This window comes from Stutzerimonas kunmingensis, from assembly GCF_002929225.1.
In the GTDB taxonomy this organism is placed as follows: Bacteria; Pseudomonadota; Gammaproteobacteria; order Pseudomonadales; family Pseudomonadaceae; genus Stutzerimonas.
This window is the reverse complement of record NZ_PISM01000022.1, coordinates 383,521-405,258: the sequence shown is the minus strand read 5'-3', so window position 1 is coordinate 405,258 and position 21,738 is coordinate 383,521. Positions and strand designations below refer to the sequence as shown.

15 protein-coding genes and 2 pseudogenes are annotated in these 21,738 nt (G+C 62.9%); 9 read left to right on the top strand and 8 right to left on the bottom strand.

Features of this window, described 5'->3' with window-relative positions:
• Positions 1-204: 204 nt before the first annotated feature.
• From CW305_RS21115 to CW305_RS21090, 6 genes and pseudogenes are all read left to right on the top strand, one after another.
• Positions 205-2,385, top strand: coding sequence for a malate synthase G (locus CW305_RS21115; RefSeq protein WP_104098865.1), 2,181 nt, complete (start codon positions 205-207; stop codon positions 2,383-2,385).
• A gap of 202 nt (positions 2,386-2,587) precedes the next feature.
• Entirely contained in the window at positions 2,588-4,210 is a 1,623-nt protein-coding gene (locus CW305_RS21110; RefSeq protein ID WP_042927246.1) for a methyl-accepting chemotaxis protein, read from the top strand.
• Between the two features lie 19 nt (positions 4,211-4,229).
• A pseudogene (locus CW305_RS21105) lies at positions 4,230-5,371 on the top strand (porin family protein).
• Between the two features lie 11 nt (positions 5,372-5,382).
• Complete coding sequence (locus CW305_RS21100; protein ID WP_104098864.1) at positions 5,383-5,787, top strand: phosphate ABC transporter substrate-binding protein; 405 nt, start codon at positions 5,383-5,385, stop codon at positions 5,785-5,787.
• 185 nt (positions 5,788-5,972) lie between these two features.
• Complete coding sequence (locus CW305_RS21095) at positions 5,973-7,895, top strand: putative nucleotidyltransferase substrate binding domain-containing protein (RefSeq protein WP_014818800.1); 1,923 nt, start codon at positions 5,973-5,975, stop codon at positions 7,893-7,895.
• Positions 7,892-8,599, top strand: a complete 708-nt coding sequence (locus CW305_RS21090) for a 3'-5' exonuclease (protein ID WP_041015637.1) — start codon at positions 7,892-7,894, stop codon at positions 8,597-8,599. Before CW305_RS21095 ends, CW305_RS21090 begins: the two co-directional genes overlap by 4 nt.
• A gap of 194 nt (positions 8,600-8,793) precedes the next feature.
• Here the strand turns inward: CW305_RS21090 and CW305_RS21085 are convergent, their stop codons facing one another.
• The 4 genes from CW305_RS21085 to rloA2 all read right to left on the bottom strand — a co-directional run bounded on the left by CW305_RS21085 (position 8,794) and on the right by rloA2 (position 12,695).
• Positions 8,794-9,312, bottom strand: a complete 519-nt coding sequence (locus tag CW305_RS21085) for a hypothetical protein (RefSeq protein ID WP_014818798.1) — start codon at positions 9,310-9,312, stop codon at positions 8,794-8,796.
• Between the two features lie 98 nt (positions 9,313-9,410).
• On the bottom strand, positions 9,411-11,180 hold the full coding sequence (locus CW305_RS21080; RefSeq protein ID WP_102832278.1) for a sodium:solute symporter family protein: 1,770 nt from the start codon (positions 11,178-11,180) through the stop codon (positions 9,411-9,413).
• Positions 11,181-11,185: 5 nt separating this feature from the next.
• Positions 11,186-11,449, bottom strand: a complete 264-nt coding sequence (locus CW305_RS21075; protein WP_038656273.1) for a DUF4212 domain-containing protein — start codon at positions 11,447-11,449, stop codon at positions 11,186-11,188.
• A 736-nt stretch (positions 11,450-12,185) separates the two neighbouring features.
• Positions 12,186-12,695, bottom strand: a complete 510-nt coding sequence (gene rloA2 / locus CW305_RS21070; RefSeq protein WP_014818795.1) for a retropepsin-like aspartic peptidase RloA2 — start codon at positions 12,693-12,695, stop codon at positions 12,186-12,188.
• 182 nt (positions 12,696-12,877) lie between these two features.
• Here rloA2 and dbpA point away from each other — a divergent pair, with 182 nt between their 5' ends.
• Positions 12,878-14,257, top strand: a complete 1,380-nt coding sequence (dbpA, locus tag CW305_RS21065) for an ATP-dependent RNA helicase DbpA (RefSeq protein ID WP_104098863.1) — start codon at positions 12,878-12,880, stop codon at positions 14,255-14,257.
• Positions 14,258-14,389: 132 nt separating this feature from the next.
• Positions 14,390-16,588 (top strand): YccS family putative transporter, encoded by a 2,199-nt coding sequence (gene yccS / locus CW305_RS21060; RefSeq protein WP_014818793.1) that lies wholly within the window; start codon positions 14,390-14,392, stop codon positions 16,586-16,588.
• A 266-nt stretch (positions 16,589-16,854) separates the two neighbouring features.
• On the opposite strand, the gene CW305_RS21055 is transcribed toward yccS, so the two are convergent.
• Positions 16,855-17,313, bottom strand: a complete 459-nt coding sequence (locus CW305_RS21055) for a substrate-binding periplasmic protein (RefSeq protein ID WP_245891016.1) — start codon at positions 17,311-17,313, stop codon at positions 16,855-16,857.
• A gap of 278 nt (positions 17,314-17,591) precedes the next feature.
• On the opposite strand from CW305_RS21055, the gene CW305_RS21050 reads away from it, so the two are divergent.
• A complete protein-coding gene (locus tag CW305_RS21050; RefSeq protein ID WP_104098862.1) occupies positions 17,592-18,776 on the top strand; it encodes a BaiN/RdsA family NAD(P)/FAD-dependent oxidoreductase in 1,185 nt (394 codons plus the stop codon).
• Positions 18,777-18,800: 24 nt separating this feature from the next.
• Here CW305_RS21050 and CW305_RS21045 read toward each other — a convergent pair whose 3' ends face one another.
• The 3 genes and pseudogenes from CW305_RS21045 to CW305_RS21035 all read right to left on the bottom strand — a co-directional run bounded on the left by CW305_RS21045 (position 18,801) and on the right by CW305_RS21035 (position 21,634).
• Positions 18,801-18,983 carry a hypothetical protein gene (locus tag CW305_RS21045; RefSeq protein ID WP_014818791.1) on the bottom strand — a complete coding sequence of 61 codons (183 nt, stop codon included), beginning with the start codon at positions 18,981-18,983 and terminating at the stop codon, positions 18,801-18,803.
• A 64-nt stretch (positions 18,984-19,047) separates the two neighbouring features.
• The gene (locus tag CW305_RS21040; RefSeq protein ID WP_014818790.1) at positions 19,048-19,353 is read right to left on the bottom strand and encodes a hypothetical protein; all 306 of its coding nucleotides are present in this window, start codon (positions 19,351-19,353) and stop codon (positions 19,048-19,050) included.
• 150 nt (positions 19,354-19,503) lie between these two features.
• Positions 19,504-21,634, bottom strand: a pseudogene (locus CW305_RS21035) (putative bifunctional diguanylate cyclase/phosphodiesterase).
• Between the last annotated feature and the right edge of the window lie 104 nt (positions 21,635-21,738).

The following is a 21,738-nucleotide window of genomic DNA, read 5'->3' as shown; positions in this document are numbered from 1 at the left end:
CTCACGCGGTAGCGACGGCCCATTAGGTATAGCAGGCAGCCGCCCCGACGACAGTCGGCGGCGCCCTCGCCCGGCGTCGCAAGGCCGAAACTACCGGCTCTTTCGGCGGACTGATTTTCCCCGGCGCTTCATGTAGTATCCGGCGACTCGGACTACAAGAAACGAAACTGTCCGTCGAATTAGAAGAACCAAGTGAGGCGAGTAATGACTGAGCGCGTTCAAGTCGGTGGCCTGCAGGTCGCCAAAGTCCTGTACGACTTCGTGAACAACGAAGCGATTCCCGGTACCGGCGTCGATGCCGCCGCCTTCTGGGCTGGCGCCGACAGCGTCATCCACGACCTGGCGCCGAAGAACCGCGCGCTGCTGGCCAAGCGCGACGAGCTGCAGGCGCAGATCGATGCCTGGCACCAGGCTCGCGCCGGTCAGGCCCACGACGCCGTGGCGTACAAGAGCTTCCTGCAGGAAATCGGCTACCTGCTGCCGGAAGCCGAAGACTTCCAGGCCACCACCGAGAATGTCGACGAAGAAATCGCCCGCATGGCCGGCCCGCAGCTGGTGGTGCCGATCATGAACGCGCGCTTCGCCCTGAACGCCGCCAACGCCCGCTGGGGCTCGCTGTACGACGCCCTGTACGGCACCGACGCGATCTCTGAAGAAGACGGCGCCAGCAAGGGCCCGGGCTACAACGAGATCCGCGGCAACAAGGTCATCGCCTACGCGCGCAACTTCCTCAATGAAGCCGCACCGCTGGAAAGCGGCTCGCACGTCGACTCCACCGGCTACCGCATCGAAGGCGGCAAGCTGGTCGTTTCGCTCAAGGACGGCAGCACCACCGGCCTGAAGAACCCGGCCCAGCTGCAGGGCTTCCAGGGCGAAGCCAGCGCACCGATCGCCGTGCTGCTGAAGAACAACGGCATTCACTTCGAGATCCAGATCGACCCGGCCAGCCCGATCGGCCAGACCGACGCGGCCGGCGTGAAAGACATCCTGATGGAATCGGCGCTGACCACCATCATGGACTGCGAAGACTCCATCGCCGCCGTCGACGCCGACGACAAGACCATCGTCTATCGCAACTGGCTCGGCCTGATGAAAGGCGACCTGGTCGAGGAGCTGGAAAAGGGCGGCAAGCGCATCACCCGCGCGATGAACCCGGACCGCGTCTACACCAAGGCCGACGGCAACGGCGAGCTGACCCTGCATGGCCGCTCCCTGCTATTCATCCGTAACGTCGGTCACCTGATGACCAACGACGCCATCCTCGACAAGGAAGGCAACGAGGTGCCGGAAGGCATCATGGACGGCCTGTTCACCAGCCTGATCGCGGTGCACAACCTCAACGGCGACACCAGCCGCAAGAACACCCGCACCGGCTCGATGTACATCGTCAAGCCGAAGATGCACGGCCCGGAAGAAGTGGCTTTCGCCACCGAGCTGTTCGGCCGCGTCGAGGACGTTCTCGGTCTGCCGCGCAACACCCTGAAGGTCGGCATCATGGACGAGGAGCGTCGTACCACGATCAACCTCAAGGCCTGCATCAAGGAAGCGCGCGAGCGCGTGGTGTTCATCAACACCGGCTTCCTCGACCGCACCGGTGACGAAATCCACACCTCCATGGAAGCCGGCCCGATGGTGCGCAAGGCGGCCATGAAGGCCGAGAAGTGGATCAGCGCCTACGAGAACAACAACGTCGACGTGGGCCTGGCCTGCGGCCTGCAGGGCAAGGCGCAGATCGGCAAGGGCATGTGGGCCATGCCTGACCTGATGGCTGCGATGCTCGAGCAGAAGGTCGGCCACCCCATGGCCGGCGCCAACACCGCCTGGGTACCGTCGCCGACCGCTGCCACCCTGCACGCCATGCACTACCACAAGATCGACGTGCAGGCGCGTCAGGTGGAACTGGCCAAGCGCGAGAAGGCGTCCATCGACGACATCCTCACCATCCCGCTGGCGCAAGACACCAATTGGAGCGAGGAAGAGAAGCAGAACGAGCTGGACAACAACTCGCAGGGCATCCTCGGCTACATGGTCCGCTGGGTCGAACAGGGCGTCGGTTGCTCCAAGGTACCGGACATCAACGACATCGCGCTGATGGAAGACCGCGCCACCCTGCGTATCTCCAGCCAGCACGTAGCCAACTGGATGCGTCATGGCGTCGTTACCAAGGATCAGGTGCTCGCGAGCCTCAAGCGCATGGCGCCGGTGGTTGACCGCCAGAACCAGGGCGACCCGCTGTACCGCCCGATGGCACCGGACTTCGACAACAGCGTGGCCTTCCAGGCTGCCCTGGAGCTGGTCCTCGAAGGCACCAAGCAGCCCAACGGTTACACCGAGCCGGTACTGCACCGCCGTCGCCGCGAGTTCAAGGCCAAAAACGGCCTGTAACCCGCGTCCGAGCTGCACAGGAACCGCCCTTCGGGGCGGTTTTTTTATGCCCGCAATCCGCCCGGCGGCCCTCAAGTTAACTCTGTTACAACCGATAACGTGACCCGAATGCGGTTTTCGGTCACAATTGCCCCAGCAACTGGCATTTGGCCATCAACGTGCTCTTCGTAGTACCCGTAGCCCCTGCACTGGAGTTCGATGCATGCTGAAGAACCTCTCGCTGACCGCCAAGCTTTCCCTGGTACCCGCCGTCGCCCTGGTCGGACTCGTGCTGTATGTGGTCTACACCTCGTTACAGCTCTCGGCAACCGACTCACGGCTGGTTCTGCTGGAGACCCGCAGCTATCCGACCCTGGAAAAAGCCGACGCGGTGATCTTCCAGTTCTCCCGCGTGCCGGCGTTGCTGAACAACGCAGTGGCGGCGGGAGAGCCGGGCATTCTCGACGAAGCGCGCGAGGTCCTGCAGCAGATCGACAGCCAGCAGCAGGCCCTGGCGTCGCTGTTGAGCGAGCAGCGCCAGCAGCTTCAGGCATTGAGCGACTGGCGCAAGGCAGTGCGCGACTACGCCGATAATGCACTCGCTGCGTCGACCAAGTTGATCGACGGCAGCGCCTCGTTCGACGACCTGCGACCCAGCCTGGATCGTATGGCTAGTGATCTGGCGCAGGCGCAGAAGCTCGGCAGCGACTTCCGCGCCCAGGCCTACGACGATTTCCAGCAGACCCTGGTGCAGACCCGCGAAGCCAACGCGGCGACCACCCGCCTGGGCATCATTCTCAGCCTGGTACTGGTGGTGCTGGTCAGCCTCGGCGCCTGGCTGGTGATCCGCAGCGTGATGGTCAATATCCGCGGCGTGATCACCTCGCTGCAGTCGATCGCCCGCGGCGACGGCGATCTGACCCAGCGCGTGAACGTCGAGTCCAACGATGAGATCGGCGCGATGATCGAGCTGTTCAACAGCTTCCTCGACAAGCTGCAGCGCACCATCCGCCAGATCATCGAGGCCGCCAACCCGCTGGGCCAGGTTTCCAAGGAGCTGTACAAGCTCACCCAGGGTTCGGAAGAGAACGCCAAATCGCAGCAGCACCACACCGATTCGATAACCCGCGACATCCTCACCATGACCGGCAGCATTCAGGAAGTCGCGCAGCGCTCGCAGCAGGCATCCGATGAAGCCAACTCTGCTGCGCGGCAGGCGGCCACTGCGCGCGAGCACGTCGGCAGCCTGTCGACCGGCATCAGTGACCTGGGCGACAGCGTGATGGGCGCGGTCAAGGCCATGGAACAACTGGAGGAAGAAACCCAGGAAGTCGGCTCGGTGCTGACCGTCATCCGTAGCATCGCCGAACAGACCAACCTGCTGGCACTCAACGCCGCCATCGAAGCCGCCCGCGCCGGCGAGCAGGGCCGCGGTTTTGCGGTCGTCGCAGACGAGGTGCGCAATCTGGCGCAGAAGACCGCGGCGTCCACCGCCGAGATCCAGCAGATCATCCAGCGCCTGCAGAACAGCGCCAACACCGTGCTCAACGTGATGACCAGCAATGGCGAGAAGTCCCGCGCCAGCATCGAGCGCTCCATCGAGGCCACTCAGCTGCTGGAAGCCATCGCCGGCACGGTCAACCAGATCGACGAACTCAACGCCGGCATCGCCCAGTTCACCCAGGAGCAGATCGGCCTGTCGAGTTCCATCAGACAAGAAACTCAAGTGTTGCAGCAGGACGCACAAGCAACCGCAAACGGCGCCGAAGCCACCGCCCGCCTTGGCGAGCAACTGGTGAGTACCGGAGACCACCTGCGCGCGGCTACGGGCCAATTCCGTGTTTAACGATTTTCTGGAGCATCCAATGACTGCACTTCGTGTCGCCGGTCTGGCAGCTGTCTGCCTGGCCGCCACCCCTGCCTTCGCCCTGGAACAGGGTGAACATCGCTTCAACGGTTTCGGTACACCGTCGGTTTCACCCACCTCGGCGGCGAAGATGATGGTCGCAGCTACGGCATCCAGGGCCAGACCAACGACTCCTGGCGCGGCGATCAGCTGTCCAAGTTCGGCGCGCAGCTGAGCTACGGCATCACCGACACCCTGGGCGTGACTGTCCAGGCCACGGCCAAGGCGCAACAGGACGAGTGGAAAGCCAACCTGGAATGGGCCTACCTGTCGCTGCAGGCCAACGACCAGCTGATGCTCCGCGCCGGCCGCCTGCGCAGCCCGGTGTACATGTATTCCGAAAGCCTCGACGTCGGCTACAGCTACCCTTGGCTGCGCCTGCCCGACGAGGTCTACAGCCAGGTCCAGGTGACCAACTACGAAGGCGCCGATGCGGTCTACACCGTGCCGCTGTCGTACGGCTCGGTGACCTTCCAGGTTGCCGGCGGCCAGGCAAAGAACCGCGACTACTACGCCTACGACGAGCAGTTCGATATCGACTACGGCAACCTGTTCGGCGCCAGCGTCAGCCTGGCCACCAACGATTTCGGCATGCTGCGCATCGGTTATGTCGAGGCGGATATCACCACCGATATCAGCGGCACGGTGGATGTTGGCGGCGGCACGATGCGAACCCTCAGCCTGCTGGATCTGGACAAGGAAAAAGGCAAGTTCACTTCGATCGGCTACCAGTACGACAACGGCACCTGGGTCAGCAGCAACGAGTGGACCTCGCGCATGATCGAGAACGATGACATGGAAGCGATCGACTCCTTCTACCTGATGGGCGGCCGTCGTTTCGGCGACTTCCTGCCGCATGTCACCTACGCACAGCTGGACGACAACGGTGGCCGTCAGAGCTCCTGGACCCTGGGCCTGAACTACCAGGCCGCACCGACCGTGGTGGTGAAGGGCGAGTACAAGCGCGTCGATACCAAGAACGGCTATGACGGCGTGTTCACCCGTAGCGCTCAAGAGGTCTTCGACAACGCCGTCGGGATTGCCCCGGCCCGCAACTACGACGGTGACATCGTTTCCGTCGGCGTCGATTTCGTATTCTGAGGAGCGTCCCGATGAAAGCATCCATTCGCATCCTCGGCGCTGCCGCGCTGTTCGGCCTGGCTTCGCTGGCTCAGGCCGAGGTCGCCGTGATCGTCAATCCCGGCGCAGCCAAGGCACCGTCACAGTCCGAGGTCGCCAACATCTTCCTGGGCAAGGACAAGTCCTTGAAGGGCGTCGACCAGGCGGACTGGAACCCGGCCAAGGAAGCCTTCTATGCCGGTGTGACCAGCAAGAACGAGTCACAGCTCAAGTCCTATTGGTCGGGCCTGATCTTCACCGGCAAGGGCCAACCGCTGCCGAGCGTCGCCGATGACGCCGCAGTAGTGGCCAGGGTCGCGGCCGAAGCCGATGCCATCGGCTACGTCGACAGCGCGGCCGTCAATGACTCGGTCAAGGTCCTGTTCACCCTGCCCTGAGCTCGATGACGAAGCAAAGGAGCCGGCCCCGGTGGCCGGCTTTTTCATGCCCGCGTTTCACCGCAACAGCGCGAAACATGAGGCTGACCCTGATCAGCTCCCCCGCCCCTTGAGCTGACTAGACTTACGTCCAATTGGGTCCGACTGACCTGCAGCCCACCATTAACAAAAAATGGAAGCCAACCATGAGCACACCCGACGCTGGGAAGACGGCTGTACTGCAGAACATCCACGGCACCATGGAGTTTCTGCGCAAGTACGCTCCGTTCAACCAGATGGAGCCGGCCCACCTGGCCTACCTGGTGGAGAACTGTGCGCTGCGCTTCTATGCCGAAGGCGATTGCATCATTTCCCCCGAAGACGGCGTGGTGCAGCAGTTTTATATCGTCAAGCAGGGCCGCGTGCATGGTCAGCGCCCGCATACCGCCAAGCGCGGCACCGACACCACCTTCGAGGTCATCGTGGGCGAATGCTTCCCGATGGCCGCGCTCATGGGCGAACGAGCGACCCGCACCGCGCATCTGGCCGCCGAAGACACCTTCTGCTTCCTGCTCGGCAAGCCCGCCTTCGTCCAACTGGTGTCCAAGTCTCCGGTGTTCCGTGATTTCGCCATGCGCGGCGTCAGCAGCCTGCTCGATCTGGTCAACCAGCAGGCGCAGATGCGCGCGGTGGAAAACCTCGGCGAGCAGTACTCGCTCGAAACAAGCATCGGCGAGCTGGCGCTTCACCACCCGGTGTCCTGCCTACCGTCCAAGCCGATCAACGAGGCGGTCGCGATGATGCAGGAGAGCAATGTCGGCAGCATCGTCATCGTCGATGAAGCTTTGCACCCGCAAGGCATCTTCACACTGCGCGATCTGCGACGGGTAATCGGTACCGGCACCACCGACCTGAGCCAGCCGATCTCCCAGTTCATGACGCACGATCCGTTCTACCTGCCGCCGGACGCCACAGCCTTCGACGCGGCGATCGCCATGACCGAACGGCACATCGCCCATGTTTGCGTGGTGGAGAATGGCCTGCTGCGTGGCGTAATTTCCGAGCGCGACCTGTTTTCCCTGCAGCGCGTGGATCTGGTGCACCTGGCGCAGACCATCCGTCACGCCGATCGCGTCGATGCGCTGGTGGTCATCCGCGATCGCATCAAGCAACTGGTCGACAACATGCTCGCCCACGGCGCCTCGTCGACCCAGATCACCCATATCGTCACGCTGCTCAATGATCACACCGTATGCCGGGTGATCGAGCTGGCCATCCAGCACATTGGCGATCCGGGCGTGCCCTTCACCTGGCTGTGTTTCGGCAGCGAAGGCCGCCAGGAGCAGACCCTGTACACCGACCAGGACAACGGCATCCTCTTCGAGGCCGCCGACGCCGCGGAGGCCGCGCATATCCGCGGTCGTCTGCTGCCGCTCGCCGAACACATCAACCGTGACCTAGACACCTGCGGTTTCACGCTGTGCAAAGGCAACATCATGGCCAGCAACCCGCAGCTGTGCCTGTCGCGCCAGGAATGGAGCCGCCGCTTCAGCTCCTTCGTGCGCGAGGCAACGCCGGAAAATCTGCTCGGCAGCACCATCTATTTCGATCTGCGCAGCATCTGGGGGCCTTCGGAAGGCTGCGAACAGCTGCGCCGCGACCTGCTCGAGGAAATCAACGACAACCGCCTGTTCCAGCGCATGATGGCCGAAAACGCCTTGCGTCATCGCCCGCCGGTGGGCCGCTTCCGTGATTTCGTCGTGGCGCGCAAGGGCGAAGGCAAAGACACGCTCGACCTCAAGGTGCAGGGCCTGACACCCTTCGTCGATGGCGCCCGCCTGCTTGCACTGAGCAACGACATCGGCACCTGCAACACCCTCGAGCGGCTGCGCAAGCTGGTGGAGAAAGGCGTCATCGAAGCGAAGGATGGCGCGGCCTATGAAGAGGCCTACCATTTCATCCAGCAGACACGCATGCAGCACCACCAACAGCAGGCACGCGATGGACTGCCCTATTCCAACCGCCTGGATCCGGATACTCTCAACGTGCTGGACCGCCGAATCCTCCGGGAGTCCTTCCGCCAGGCCCAGCGGTTACAGGCCAGTCTCGCGGTGCGCTATCAACTATGAGTATGTTCTGGTTCAACCCCCGCGGTCCGAAGCTGCCTCCCGAGCAGCAGCAACGTGTTGCCGAGCTGGCGCGCCCGCTGCCGCCACAGGCGGTCCCGTTGCGGCAGCAGCGTCTGGTGGTGCTGGATCTGGAAACCACCGGGCTGCACCTCAAGCGCGACCTGGTCATCGCCATCGGCGCAGTGGTCATCGAAGACGGCGCCATCGACTATTCCCAGCAGTTCGAATGCACCCTCTGCCGTCAGGTCAAGGTCACTGAAAGCGTGCTGATCCACGGGATCGCCCCGAGCGAGCTGGCCAACGGCTTGCCACCGTCCGAAGCGCTGCTCAGTTTCATGGAGTTCGCCGCGGGCAGCGTCATCCTCGCCTTTCACGCGCCCTTTGATCAGCGCATGCTAGGTCGCGCGTTGAAGAACGAACTGGGCTACTCGCTGGAACACACCTTCCTCGATGTGGCCGACCTGGCGCCCATGCTGTTTCCCGAGGCGATGATCCATCGCGGCGGGCTGGATCACTGGCTCGACTACTTCAACATACATATCCCTCAGCGGCACAACGCCTCCGCCGATGCCATGGCCACCGCGGAAATCGCTCTGATCCTGATGAATCGCGCACAACGCGTGGGTCTGACCAGCTTAGACGAGCTGGCTCAGCGGCTGCGCTGCTGGCAGCGCGCGCGCAAGGCGGCCTTCAACTCGATCTGAACGCGCTGGGTGGCAGTTCACTGCGTGGGTGATATGCCGACGGCTGCTCGCGACAGAACGGAGCATCGTCTACCGGGCTGGTTGCCAGACGCATATGCCGGCCACTCGGTCCCATTGCGGAACCGATCAATTCCTCTTCGCGGCGCGCATCAGATAATGCTGATGCGCGGAACCCGCAGCTCGTAGGCGTTCGGTTAACGCCCGGCCTCGCAAATAGCCTGATAAAGCGGTGAATCGGCTTCCAGCTCGGTAAGCGTTTCGATCTTCGCCTGGCCGGCTTCATTCAGTCTGAACATCGCCCGCTCGGTGCAGATCAGCTGATAGCTGGCGCTCTTCACGATCGACGTCAGGTGTTGCTTCTCGAAACGGTACAGCACGAAGCGGCCGAGACGGCCCTGTTCGGTGTCCTGCACCTGAGCGTTCGCGCCGTCCAGCACCGTATAGGCCAGCGGCATCGGATAGATCATCGTCCACGGGCGCCAGAGCATTTCGCCCTCTTCGCTCATGACCACCAGCGATCCTTCCGGCAGACGTGCTTGCTTGGTTTCGAACCAGGTGTACTCGTAATGGATGGTGTAACTCAGCATGCCCAGACCGGCGCAGACGGGAATGATCCATTTCGGCAGTCGCTTACGCGTCAGTGAGCGCAACAGCAGGCCGATACCGGCTCCCGCCACACCTGCGACGATTGCCGCGATTAAATGCCAGAACATATACAACTCCCCCTAAAAAAATCGGGCTTCCATATGGAAGCCCGACTTCTACCTCAACCTTGTGTCAGAGCAGGTCTGACGTCCGGCTGCATTATCAGTTAGTGATCAAGTGCAACGCCAGCACCCTTCGGGGTACGAACGCTCTCGACCAGATCCTGAATCTCCTGCGGCGGAGCTTCGGTAGCCATCGAAACAGCATAGGCAACAGCGAAGTTCAGCACGGCACCCACGGCACCGAAGGCCTGCGGGGAGATGCCCATCCACCACTGATCAGGCGTGTTCGGGATGCTTGCAGTGCCAGGGATGAAGAACCAGCCCAGGTACAGGAAGATGTACACGGCGGTGGAGATCACACCAACCAACATCCCCGCAACAGCACCCTTGCTGTTCACGCGCTTGGAGAAGATACCCATCATCAGTGCCGGGAACAGGCTCGCTGCCGCAAGACCGAACGCCAGTGCCACCACCTGCGCGGCGAAGCCCGGTGGATTCAGACCCAGCCAGGTTGCCAGCAGAATCGCTGCCGTCATGGACAGACGAGCGGCCAGCATTTCGTTCTTCTCGCTGATCTTCGGATTGATGAGTGTCTTGATCAGGTCATGACTGATGGCAGACGAAATCGCCAGCAGCAGACCCGCAGCAGTCGAGAGCGCAGCAGCGATAGCACCCGCAGCGATCAGACCGATGACCCAGCTCGGCAGGTTGGCGATTTCCGGGTTGGCCAGAACGATGATGTCATTGTTCACGGTCAGCTCGTTGCCGGTCCAGCCACGCTCAGTAGCGGTCGGAGTAAAGGCGGCGTTGGCGTCGTTGTACATCTGCACACGACCGTCGGCGTTCTTGTCTTCCCACTTGATCAGACCGGTACGCTCCCAGGTCTGCACCCACTCAGGACGATCTTCGTAGCGGATCGCTTCGGCAGCCGGGCCTTCCGGATAGATGGTGTTCACCAAGTTCAAACGCGCCATCGAGCCAACCGCCGGGGCGGTGAGGTACAGCAGGGCGATGAAGACCAGGGTCCAGCCAGCGGACCAGCGGGCATCAGCTACCTTCGGTACGGTGAAGAAGCGAATGATTACGTGCGGCAGACCAGCGGTACCAATCATCAGCGACAGGGTGAACAGGAACATGTTCAGCTTGTTGTCGACGTCAGCGGTATACGCAGTGAAACCGAGGTCAGTAACCACCTGGTTCAATTTTTCGAGCAGCGGCAGACCGGACTCGGTATGAGTGCTGAACATGCCGAACATCGGGATCGGGTTGCCAGTCAGCTGCATGGCAATGAACACGGCCGGAATGGTGTAGGCGATGATCAGAACCACGTACTGCGCCACCTGGGTGTAGGTGATGCCCTTCATGCCGCCGAATACCGCGTAGGCGAACACGATGGCAGCAGCAATCCAGATACCAGCGGAGTTACTCACTTCCAGGAAGCGGGAGAACGCCACGCCAGCACCAGCCATCTGACCGATTACGTAGGTAACGGAGATGAGGATGAGGCAGACGACAGCTACCAGGCGAGCGCCACGGCTGTAGAAACGGTCACCGATGAAGTCCGGCACAGTGAACTTGCCGAACTTGCGCAGGTAGGGCGCCAGCAGCATGGCCAGCAGCACGTAGCCACCGGTCCAGCCCATCAGGTAGACGGAAGTGGCATAACCACCGGAGGCGATCAGACCCGCCATGGAAATGAAGGAAGCTGCAGACATCCAGTCTGCCGCCGTTGCCATGCCGTTGGTGACCGGATGAACACCACCACCAGCGACATAGAACTCTTTAGTTGACCCGGCGCGAGCCCAGACCGCGATCCCGATATAAAGCAGGAACGAGGCGCCCACGAACATCATGTTGATCCAATATTGGCTCATTGTGGTTACTCCTCAACCCCGAATTCCTTGTCCAGTTTGTTCAGCCGCCACGCGTAGTGGAAGATGATCAAAATGAACGTGATGATCGAACCCTGTTGAGCGAACCAGAAGCCTAGGTCCGTGCCCCCGACGGGGATGCCGGAGACCAGCGGGCGCAGGAGGATACCGAAACCATATGAGACGAGAGCCCAGACCACCAAGCTCCAAGTGATAAGGCGAACATTCGCCTTCCAGTACGCAGCAGCATTTTCTTTATCGTTGTCGGCCATTGACGTTCTCCGCCTTATTTTTATTGCGTGTGAAGGGAACCCACATCCTGAATTTAACAGGGGTGGGTTAATGAATGAAAGCCCCGACTTTAGTCTGACGAACAACAAGAGAAGACCAATTCAGTCGCTGGAAGCCCCCTGGTGAGAGGGTCTCGGGTGGCCAAGAGCCATTGTGCAGCCCGCTCGCCGTAACCTTCGCGGCAGACGGTTTTGACGCCGACCGGTGCGGCGGGGTGACGCGGAGACTCGCACCGAGGTCGAACGAATCGCTGGCGCACTTGCGAGACCGGTCGGTCACGTGGCTCATATGCACCAGATGATCAAATAACAAATAAATAAAAGCCCGGATTTAAATAAATAAAGATGCAGCCTTATATATTGGCAACTCAACTTCTTAATTATCGTCAATCCCCAAAACGCAAATAACGGCAATCAAGCTATCGCTTATATATTTCCTGCGGATTGCAAGCGCTATTTTGCGAACCCATTCTCTCGGGCAGGGTTTCGATCAGGCGGGCGCGCTCCAGACCGTCAGCGTTCGGGCAACAGCCGAAGCGGATCTCGCCGCCTGGGTGGCTGCCAGTATGAAGCAGGTACTCGGTCAGCCCAGGAGCGGGAGGAAGATGGCGCATCGTGGCTCATGCCGCAGGTGAGGAGGTGCGATCGCTGGAATACCCAGGACCGGGCCGGAGGCGATGCCGTCCGGCCCGGATGGTCGCGGGCTGGCAATGCCGCGCTAGCAGGTCGGGCGACCCGCCGTGTACTTCTCGGTTGGATAGATCGCCGCGTTGAGATCACGAATCGTCTCGGCGCCGATCAACAACGGGTAACTGAAGTGCCTGCGGTCGGTGAGGTTGACCTCGACCTCACGCTGGCGATCGCCAATGCACAGCTGCATGCCGATCACTGGTCGCTCAGCCCGTGGCGGCTCGCTGTCGGGATCGACATCGCCGGCCTCTTCCGCGCGCGTCTTGATTCGACTGATGCCGAGCAGGCGCTGCTCATAAAGGGTGTCATCCGCGCCATCGACGGCCAGGCGGAAACGCACCCAGTCCTCGCCATCTCGCTTGAACTGCTCGATATCGCGCGCTGACAGGGATGCGGTCATGGCACCGGTATCCATCTTGGCGGGAAGGGTCTTGCCGATCTCCGCGACCTTGATGTGTTCATAACGTCCATAAAGGGTGGGCTCGTCGGCAAAAGCGGGTAGCGCCAACAGCCCGGCGAGGAAAAGAACACGAGACAAAACAACCTCCTGGGAGCGAGTAATGGACAAATTTCGATCAGGTCGATGCCTTGGGGTTCCGTCTGCCGGTCTTGCAAAACGTTTCACCGTGCAGGCGTACAGCCATCTCGGTGCCCGCCAACCGGCGCGTGCAACGTCGGCCTGATAGACTGCAGGCCGTTCCCCGTCCGAAGACTCTTCCCGTGCCCAGTACCGCTTTTTCTTCTCTGCCCCTTTCTGCCGCCATGCTGGCGAACCTCGAAGCCCTCGGCTACGCGGCGATGACGCCGATCCAGGCGCAGAGCCTGCCGGTCATGCTCAAAGGCCACGACCTGATCGCTCAGGCCAAGACCGGCAGTGGAAAGACCGCCGCATTCGGCATCGCCCTGCTCGGCCCGCTCAATCCGCGTTATTTCGGCTGCCAGGCGCTGGTCCTGTGCCCGACGCGCGAGCTGGCCGACCAGGTCGCCAAGGAGCTGCGGCGGCTGGCGCGCGCGGCGGACAACATCAAGATTCTCACGCTGTGCGGCGGTGTCTCCATCGGTCCGCAGATCGCTTCGCTGGAGCATGGCGCGCACGTCATCGTCGGCACGCCGGGCCGGGTCCAGGAACATCTGAGGAAAGGCACGCTGAAACTCGACGGGCTGAACACCCTGGTGCTCGATGAAGCCGATCGCATGCTGGACATGGGCTTCTACGACGCCATCGCCGACATCATCGGCCAGACACCGGCCAAGCGGCAGACCCTGCTGTTCTCGGCCACCTACCCCGCCGGCATCAAGCAGCTGTCCGCAAGCTTCATGCGCGACCCGCAGCAAGTGCGTGCCGAAGCCCTGCATGACGATGCACAGATCGAACAGCGCTTCTACGAAATCGACCCCGAGCAGCGCATGGATGCGGTCCTGCGCCTGCTCGCCAGCTTCCGACCGGAAAGCTGCGTGGCGTTCTGCTTCACCAAGCAGCAGTGCCAGGAGCTGGTCGATCACCTGATTGCCAACGGCATCTCGGCCATGGCGCTCAATGGCGATCTGGAGCAGCGTGACCGCGACCAAGTGCTGGCGATGTTCGCCAACCGCAGCCTCTCGGTGCTGGTGGCGACCGATGTCGCCGCGCGCGGCCTGGATATCGATGCGCTGGACATGGTGATCAACGTCGAGCTGGCCCGCGACCCGGAGATACATGTACACCGCGTCGGTCGGACCGGCCGCGCCGGCAACCAGGGCCTGGCCATGAGCCTGGTCGCCCCGGCCGAAGCCCATCGCGCGCAAGCCATCGAAAAGCTGCAGCAGGCGCCGCTCAACTGGCAGCCACTGGACGGGCTCAAGGCCAAGACCGGCGCGCCATTGCAACCACCAATGGCGACTCTGTGCATTGGAGCGGGCCGCAAGGACAAGCTGCGCCCGGGCGACATTCTTGGGGCGCTGACCGGCGATGCCGGCATTCCCGGCACCCAGGTGGGCAAGATCGCCATCTTCGATTTCCAGGCATTCGTGGCTGTCGAGCGTGGCGTCGTCAAGCAGGCGCTCAAGCGTTTGAACGAAGGTAAGATCAAGGGCCGCTCGCTAAAGGTCCGCGTCCTCTGAGAAGGTTCGCCTGCTGCTGAACGCGCGTATCCGGGCCGACCTTCTCCGGCCCGTATGATTGAACGCACGAGCCGGCCGTGACAGTGTTCGTGGCAGCTTCGTCCAATCTGGCCTCCCCCAACGGAACGCTCCATGCCGCAACCCTCGCTCAGCCAGTTTTTACGTCGCCTGTGGGCGCTGGAGAAGTTCGGCTACAGCCTGCGCGTACTGATCGCCATGGCCGGCAGCATGGGTCTGAGCTGGTATCTCGGGCAGCCGACACTGATCATTCCGCTGTTCCTCGGCATCATCGCCAGCGCGCTGGCGGAAACCGACGACAGCTGGCTCGGACGTCTCAACGCGCTGCTGGTGACGTTGCTGTGCTTCAGCATTGCCGCCGTCGCGGTGGAGTTGCTGTTCCCATATCCCTGGCTGTTCGTCGCCGGCCTGGCGCTTTCCACCTTTGCGCTGGTCATGCTCGGCGCGCTCGGCGAGCGCTACGGGGCCATTGCCCAGGCCACCCTGATTCTCGCGATCTACAGCATGATCGCGGCCGATCAGCGCGATGGCGCACTGCAGCATCTGTGGCGCGACCCCATGCTACTGGTGGCGGGTGCGGCCTGGTACGGCCTGCTGTCGGTGGGCTGGAACGCGCTGTTCGCCCATCAGCCGGTGCAGCAGAGTCTGGCGCGGCTGTACCGTGAGCTGGGCCTGTATTTTCGCTACAAGGCCGCATTGTTCGAGCCGGTGCGTCAGCTGGACGTGGAACAGCGCCGCCTGGAACTTGCGCAGCAGAACGGCCGGGTCGTCAGCGCGCTCAACGCAGCCAAGGAGACGCTGCTGAATCGCCTGGGGAACGGCCGCGGCGGCGGCAAGATCAATCACTACCTCAAGCTATATTTCCTCGCCCAGGATCTGCACGAGCGGGTCAGCTCGTCGCATTATCCCTACCAGGCGCTGGCCGAGGCCTTCTTCCACAGCGATGTGCTGTTTCGCTGCCAGCGCCTGTTGCGGCTGCAGGCCAGCGCCTGCGCCGACCTCGGCGAGGCCATCCAGATGCGCCAGGTGTTTCGCTACAGCGAGGCCAACGGGCAGGCGCTGGAAGACCTGCAGGCCTCGCTGGAGCATTTGCGTGAGCAGAACAATCCGGCCTGGCGCGGCCTGCTGCGCTCGTTGCGCGCGCTGTCAGGCAACCTTTCCACGCTGCAGCGCCAGCTCGCCAGCGCCAGCGACCCCGGGACTCTGGAAGGCGAGCAGGACAGCAGCCTTCTGGACCGCCAGCCGCAGTCCCTGCGCGAGGCAGTCAATCGCATTCGCCTGCAGCTGACGCCGACTTCGCTGCTGTTCCGCCACGCCCTGCGCATGACCATCGCTCTGGTCTGCGGCTACGCGGTGCTGCACGCCATCCATCCCGAACAGGGTTACTGGGTGCTGCTGACCACCGTCTTCGTCTGCCAGCCGAACTACGGCGCCACGCGAATCAAGCTGGTGCAGCGCATCAGCGGCACCTTACTCGGCCTCATCGCCGGCTGGGCACTGTTCGATCTGTTCCCCAGCCAGCCGATCCAGGCCTTGTTCGCGGTGGTCGCCGGCGTGGTGTTCTTCGCCACCCGCAGCACGCGCTACACCCTGGCCACGGCGGCGATCACGCTGATGGTACTTTTCTGCTTCAACCAGGTTGGCGATGGCTACGGACTGATCTGGCCCCGGCTGTTCGATACCCTGCTCGGCAGCCTGATCGCCGCCGCCGCGGTGTTCCTCATCCTGCCGGACTGGCAGGGTCGACGCCTCAATCAGGTGGTCGCCAACACCCTCAGCTGCAACAGCGACTACCTGCGCCAGATCATGCGTCAGTACGACAGCGGCAAACGCGACGACCTCGCCTATCGCCTGGCCCGGCGCAACGCCCACAACGCCGATGCGGCGCTGTCCACCACGCTGTCGAACATGCTGCTGGAGCCCGGACACTTCCGCAAGGATGCCGAAACCGGCTTCCGCTTCCTGATCCTCTCGCACACCTTGCTCAACTACCTCTCCGGCCTTGGCGCCCATCGCGAGAGCCTGCCGGACGACGCCAGCGATGCCCTGCTGGAGCGCGCCGCGCAGCAACTGGCGACCAGCCTCGACGACCTGGCCAGCGCGTTGGCGCAGAACAAGCCCGTCGCCATCTACAGCGAAGATGAAGAGGCGCTGGCGCAGCAGCTGGAGCAGACCCCGGATGAAATGGACGATGCCCACCGTCTGGTGCAGACCCAGCTGGGGCTCATCTGCCGGCAGCTGGCACCGCTGCGCAGCATGGCCTCCCACCTGATCAAGCAACAACCGGCAGGCCAGGGACAGGATTCGCGCTAGTGGCCTGTGCGGTGAGTTGGTTGAGGCAAGTTCGGATGAACATGGCTCCGAGACAAGGCGCTGCGACGAGTCATAGCGGGCTATTGGCAAGGAGCAGCAACGCAGTATCGGGCCATGGGCGCCGAAATTGACCAACTGAACTTACCAAAAAGGCCACTAAGGCAACGCCGTGGGGACCGGCATTCCGTGGCGCGCGAAGATCACCGCGTAACTGCCATCCTCGACCATCGCAGCGATCTCCCGGTTGAAGGTGGCGATGATATCGCTCAGCCGAGGATGATCGCTGCGCACCACCAGCGAAAGCTCCACCCGCCGGAACTCGCCCGGCACGAAGCGGAGTGCATCCCGCTCATGTCCCAGTTCGCGCTCGAGAACGCAGTACGCTCGTCCTCCAGCGTCAGGTCGACGCGCCCGGCAATCACCATCTTTGCCGCCTGGACGAAGTTGGCGGAATAGCCCTTCTCCAGGCGCGTATCCTCGTTCAGCTCGTCGCTGTACATGTAGCCCCGGCTCAGCGCAATCGGATGGCCAACCAAGCTGTCGAGCCCGTCGTAGCGGAAATTGCTCTCGCGACGCTGGACCCAGCGCATCCGGTTGCTCAGAAACGGGCGTGAGCTGAGCGTGTAGTCGACGCGCTTGACCGTCGGCCAGCCGTTGATCATGTCGTAGCTGCCGTTGCGCAGGCCCAGCAGAGCGCGCTCCCAGGGCACTTCGATGTATTCCACCTGATAACCCTTCCCCGGGCAGGCTGCGATCGGTGTAAGGCGGCCAGACGTTGCCGGCCAGACGAAGCACTTCGGCCGGCAACGATGCGCTTGCCAGCAGCAATATCAACCCGATGACCCGCCGTGTGCCCGACAAATTCTCTCGCTCTTCTGGCGAAACGCTATCAGCTCCAATCAAAGCACAAAGCCCGCCAGTTGACGCCAGCGTCTCGTCGGATGTCGGGCTGCATCGGAAACGCGGCAGGAGTACCATCGCGCGTTTTCCGACGAGGTAAGCGCTGGTGCAGACTGACGTGGTGGTAATCGGTGCCGGTGCGGCCGGTCTAATGTGCGCCTTCACCGCCGCTGCACGGGGCCGCCAGGTCTTGCTGCTGGACCACGCCAACAAGGCCGGCAAGAAGATCCTCATGTCCGGTGGCGGCCGCTGCAACTTCACCAACCTGTACACCGAGCCGTCGAATTTCCTCTCGAGTAACGCGCACTTCTGCAAGTCGGCGCTGGCGCGCTACACCCAGTGGGACTTCATCGAGATGGTCAGCCGTCACGGCGTGCCCTATCACGAGAAGAAGCTCGGTCAGCTGTTCTGCGATAACAAGTCCAGCGACATCCTCGAGATGCTGCTGGACGAATGCGCGCAGACCGGCGTGGATCTGCGTCTGGACACCCCGGTCGAGTCGATCGAGAAGCATGCTGAGGGATATCTGCTGTACACCGGCATCGGCCCGGTGCGCTGCCAATCGCTGGTAATCGCCACCGGCGGCCTGTCGATTCCGACCCTCGGCGCCAGCGGCTTCGGTTATCAGATCGCCCGCCAGTTCGGCCACAACGTGCTGCCGACACGCGCTGGACTGGTGCCTTTCACCATCACCGAGCCGCAGCTCAAGACGATCTGCACCGAGCTGTCCGGCACCTCGGTAGAGGATTGCCTGGTCAGCTGCAACGGCCAGAGCTTTCGCGAAAACATCCTGTTCACCCATCGCGGGCTCTCCGGCCCGGCGATTCTGCAGATCTCGTCCTACTGGCAACCGGGGGATGTGGTGCACATCAACCTGCTGCCACATCTCGACCTCGGCGAGTGGCTGGCGACGCAGAAGCAGGAGCGCCCCAATGCAGAGTTGAAGACGCTGCTCGGCGAGGTTTTCACACGCAAGATGGCCGGGCTGCTCTGCGAGCACTGGTTCGCATCCAGACCGCTGAAGCAATACGTACCCAGCGAACTGGAAGCGATTGCCGAGAAGCTCGCAGACTGGCAGCTGGTACCGGCCGGCACCGAAGGGTATCGCACGGCAGAGGTGACGCTGGGCGGGGTAGATACGCGGGAAGTGTCATCCAAGACCATGGAATCGCAGAAATCAGCAGGGCTGTACTTCATCGGCGAGGTGCTGGACGTTACCGGCCACCTGGGTGGTTTCAACTTCCAGTGGGCTTGGGCATCGGCCTACGCCGCAGGCCAGTTCGCCTAGCCTGCGCGACGCCGAATCGACGATCTACTCGTTGGCCTGGTTGGACGGCGGCGAAATTTCCCGCGGCCCGGCAGGATCGGTCGCGGTGTTCTGATATTCCTGCTGGTTGCGGGTATTGTTGTCCAGTGCCGATCTTTCGTCATCCGGCGAGCAACCGGCCAGAGCCAGCGCGGTCAGCGCACCGGCGAATGCAAATTTCCACTTCATCGCTGTCTCCTGCTGAAGGCACTCCGCAGTCAGCGCGGAGTGCCCGGATCAGGTGGTGCCGAACTTACTGCGAAGTACCGGTGCCAGTGCTCGGCGCGGTGCCGGAGCCGGACTCGGTGCCCAGGCCGCTGCCGTTGTCGGCTGGCGGAGTAGCCATGCCACCGGAAGTGCCGGTGCCAGTTCCGGTGCTCGGCGCAGTGCCGGTCCCGGTGCCGGTGTCTGCTGGCGGAGTGGTGGTATCAGTGGAGGGTGCGGCAGGCTGCTCGGTAGTCGCCGGCGGCGGGGTCGGCTCGCGCTCGCGATCCTCATCCGGGCCGCAACCGACCAACAGGAGCCCGAGTACGGGGGGCAGCAGATAGGTAAGACGCATGGTTAACCTCCTTCAGAGTGGTCCGGCAGTGGCCGGCGAATTCTTGAATCAGCAGATTCACAGAAGGTTGACCTTGGTTTGGCGCAAGAGTGCCCTGCCCAGCCGTCGAAGCCCAGCGCCGAAGCATCGGCGCGACGAGCGTCGTACTCGTTACGCGACCGCCGGCTGCACCGGGCGCAGCCGCCAGAGACCTTCGACGCAGTGCTCGCCGTCGAACAATGCCTGAAGTTCCGTAGCCGGCCGTGGCCGGCTGAACCAATAGCCTTGCACCAGCTGGCAGCCCTCGGCCACGAGGAACGCCACCTGCTCGGGGTGCTCCACGCCTTCGGCAACGACAGCCAGTCCCAGGCTCTGGCCAAGTCCGATGACGGCGCGACTGATCGCCACCGAGTCGGCATCGTCCGGTGCGGCGGCAATGAAGCTGCGATCGACCTTTAGCACATGCAGCGGGTAACGTTTGAGGTAACCGAGCGAACAATAGCCAGTACCGAAGTCGTCCAGCGCCAGGCGAACACCCAGCGCGGCAATCTCGTGCAGCGCGCCCATCATCAGCTCGCTGTCCTGCATCAAAAGCGTCTCGGTGATCTCCAGCAGCAGGCTCGCGGGCGGCAGTCCGGTTTCACGCAGCACACGGGCCAGCAGCGCGGCGAAACCTGGCTGCTGCAGCTGACGAATCGAAAGGTTGACCGCACAGTACAGCTGGCTCTGACCCGCCAGCTGCCAGCGGCGCACCTGACAGCAGGCCTCGCGCAGCACCCACTCACCAACCCGGACGATCTCGCGCGACTCTTCCAGCACCGGAATGAATTCATTGGGCGCCACCGGCTGGTTATTGAAGCGCCAGCGCCTGCGCCAGTGCGCTCTCGAGCTCCAGCTGGCGCGCCGCCTTGGAATGCAGGCCATCGCAGAACAGCGCGAATTGGTCCTTGCCGGCGCTCTTGGCCCGGTACAGCGCGAGATCAGCCGCCTGCAGCGCGTTCAGCGCCTGGCCGTCACGCTGCAAGGGCGCGATGCCGATGCTGGCGCTGACCGACAGCGTTCGCTCGCCGAGCTGCAACGGCTGACGCAGCGCGACCAGCATCCGTTGCGCCACACGCTCGGCATCGGCCTCGCAGGCCAGATCGCCGAGCAGGGCGACGAACTCATCGCCGCCGAAGCGTGCAAGGTGATCGCCGGGGCGCAGGCAGCGCAGCAAGCGCTGCGCCACCTCGACCAGCACCTGGTCGCCGGCGCCATGCCCGAGACTGTCGTTGATCAGCTTGAAGCGGTCCAGGTCCACGAACAGCAACGCGGCAGCGCGTCCATGGGGACGCTGCTGCACCTCCTTGAGCAGCTCCTCGAGGTGCAGGCGGTTGGCCAGGCCAGTCAGCGCATCGTGACGTGCCGCGTGACGCAAGCAGTCTTCGGCGGCCTTGCGCGCGCTGATGTCGGTCTGCGAACCGGCCATGCGCAAGGTCCCCAGCTCGCAGCGTTCGGCCACACCGCGCACCAGCACCCAGAGGTACTCACCGCGCTCGGTACGGACGCGGTACTCGTGAACCAGCGAAGGGCTGCGCCCGTTCAGGTGGTCGGCGATGGCCTCGCGCAACCCGGGCAGATCGTCCGGGTGCACCCGTTCGAACCAGCTGCGGCTGCAATAACTGGGTTGTGCTGGCATTGCCAGCATGGCGGTCCAGCGCTCGGAAAGGTGCAGCCGGTCATGCTCGACGTCCCACTCCCAGATGCCGTCTTCGGAGCCGCGCAACGCGCGCGTCAGGCGCGCTTCACTGTCCTCCAGCGCATGTCGCTGCGCCGCACTGTAGGTGTCGATGGCGAGAATCATGTCGAAGAAAACGATCTTCAGCAGGCTGTCGTAAACCGCATGCTGCTCGTCGTCGCCTACCAGGGCGCGCAGCATTTCCGACAGATACAGCCGGTAAGCCCCGAGATACCACTCCAGGTCGACGCCGACGCGCTGATGCACCAGCCCGACCAGCAGGCGATCACGCACATAGTCGCGCTCATATGGCCCGTTCCAGAGGCGGCGGTAGTACTCCTGCTGGCGCTGCTTGAGGCGTGTCAGACCGGCACGATCGCTGCGCATCGCTGACGGCTGGCCGAAGTCGGCAAGGTGTTCGTAGAGTTTTTCGATGAAGACCCGATGCGCCGGCTCGAGCTCAGCAGCCGCCCGGTTAAGGCGCAGCGCATCGCTGGCTTGCCATTGCAGGAAACGCTTGCGCGTAAGGATCTGGTCGAGGCCCAGCCCGACTCGTTGCAACAGCGCCTTCAGCTCGTCTTCCATGCCTTTCCCGATGCGATGGCCCGCCCGGCGCGCCCACCTTCGCTTGGCTTTCTGCCAGTCAGGGGCGACTATCAGGTGCGGTACCAGTTGATGCCATAAAGCCA

What these genes read in the sequence shown, in the direction of transcription:
- CW305_RS21115 (WP_104098865.1), top strand. Translation starts at nt 205, where the DNA reads ATGACTGAGCGCGTTCAAGTCGGTGGCCTGCAGGTCGCCAAAGTCCTG.
- CW305_RS21110 (WP_042927246.1), top strand. Translation starts at nt 2,588, where the DNA reads ATGCTGAAGAACCTCTCGCTGACCGCCAAGCTTTCCCTGGTACCCGCC.
- CW305_RS21100 (WP_104098864.1), top strand. Translation starts at nt 5,383, where the DNA reads ATGAAAGCATCCATTCGCATCCTCGGCGCTGCCGCGCTGTTCGGCCTG.
- CW305_RS21095 (WP_014818800.1), top strand. Translation starts at nt 5,973, where the DNA reads ATGAGCACACCCGACGCTGGGAAGACGGCTGTACTGCAGAACATCCAC.
- CW305_RS21090 (WP_041015637.1), top strand. Translation starts at nt 7,892, where the DNA reads ATGAGTATGTTCTGGTTCAACCCCCGCGGTCCGAAGCTGCCTCCCGAG.
- CW305_RS21085 (WP_014818798.1), bottom strand. Translation starts at nt 9,312, where the DNA reads ATGTTCTGGCATTTAATCGCGGCAATCGTCGCAGGTGTGGCGGGAGCC.
- CW305_RS21080 (WP_102832278.1), bottom strand. Translation starts at nt 11,180, where the DNA reads ATGAGCCAATATTGGATCAACATGATGTTCGTGGGCGCCTCGTTCCTG.
- CW305_RS21075 (WP_038656273.1), bottom strand. Translation starts at nt 11,449, where the DNA reads ATGGCCGACAACGATAAAGAAAATGCTGCTGCGTACTGGAAGGCGAAT.
- yccS (WP_014818793.1), top strand. Translation starts at nt 14,390, where the DNA reads ATGCCGCAACCCTCGCTCAGCCAGTTTTTACGTCGCCTGTGGGCGCTG.
- CW305_RS21045 (WP_014818791.1), bottom strand. Translation starts at nt 18,983, where the DNA reads ATGAAGTGGAAATTTGCATTCGCCGGTGCGCTGACCGCGCTGGCTCTG.
- CW305_RS21040 (WP_014818790.1), bottom strand. Translation starts at nt 19,353, where the DNA reads ATGCGTCTTACCTATCTGCTGCCCCCCGTACTCGGGCTCCTGTTGGTC.